Genomic DNA, 1,143 nt, shown 5'->3' with positions numbered 1-1,143 from the left:
GTACTATACATATAGATTAGCCCTATAATTGCCCTAATTCCGCCTCTTTGCATAAACGCAACAGGCAACATGATGAATCCAAGTATGATTTGCCACATGTTATTAGCCCTTCGTATGGTTATTGATATAGTTTTTTAATTTGCCGATTATCTTTTCCTGCAACTCTTGCGGACTGACAATTCTTGAATGCGGTATCCAATATTGGACGATGGGGATAACTTCAATTTCGTTAACATTTTTGCAGGCAATCAACAGGCCACCGTTATCGAGGCGACGAATAACCTCCTGATTGGGTAACAGCTTGCGCCGCAAAAAGTAATGTGCAGCCTGTGGGCTGATTTGAATAATGATTTCACTGACTTGATTACCATACGAGATGCTGTCGGTATTTTGAATTTTCTCTACAAACCCTACATCTGGAACATATGTCTTTGAGGTTGTTTGCAGCTGGGATGTTTGAGTAAAGCAATAGGTCTTTTCTCGACCATTTTCGAGTCCGATAAGATACCAAATACCGCTTTTATTAATGAGCCGGTAAGGATCTAAAGTACGATGGCTTTTACTGCCATCGGCTTTGGTGTAATTAAAGCTAATGGTTTGCTTTGCTTCTATAGAATGTGTTACCAAATCAAAATCTGATTGGCGATGACGAATATTTTCGTATTGATGGCCTTTGATGATAATGCTTTGACGCAGGCTTTCTTGAAAAAAGCGGCGGTCCGCTTCAGGGAAAAGGTCTTGTAAGCCTGCAAAATGACAAATACGGCGGATTTCGTCTTTATTCAGACGGCCGTATTGGTTTTGATCCAGACGGTAATAACGTGTACCTGTAGTTTGCAATAAAGGGGCAAGACGATTGAGATCACGTTGGGCTGTACGCAATGAAATGCCATAGCGCTCGGGCAAACTTTGAATATCAATCGTTTCCCCTTGATTTAGACGTGTCAGAATATCTGCCAAACGGATGCCTAGTGCTTCCTGTGCTTTAGTACGCTGGCTCATAGTAGATAAATTTTCGTTTTCGTATGTAATGGCAGAATTTTATGTTGCAGTCACGACAGGTACTGTCGCTCTTTTTTGCTTTGCGTATTTTTATAATTCATTAATAAACTTTGGCAATTCTACCTTATTATTCAACACAGC

1 protein-coding gene is annotated in these 1,143 nt (G+C 40.4%); it reads right to left on the bottom strand.

Annotated elements, in window-relative coordinates:
• Positions 1–102: 102 nt before the first annotated feature.
• Positions 103–1,002, bottom strand: a complete 900-nt coding sequence (locus ACTHS3_RS13915; RefSeq protein ID WP_070608719.1) for a helix-turn-helix transcriptional regulator — start codon at positions 1,000–1,002, stop codon at positions 103–105.
• Between the last annotated feature and the right edge of the window lie 141 nt (positions 1,003–1,143).

This window comes from Neisseria sp. P0009.S007 (genome assembly GCF_051962515.1).
This window is presented reverse-complemented; position numbering and strand designations above follow the sequence as displayed.

Coding starts and splice junctions, on each gene's coding strand:
- ACTHS3_RS13915 (WP_070608719.1), bottom strand. CDS start 1,002: ATGAGCCAGCGTACTAAAGCACAGGAAGCACTAGGCATCCGTTTGGCA.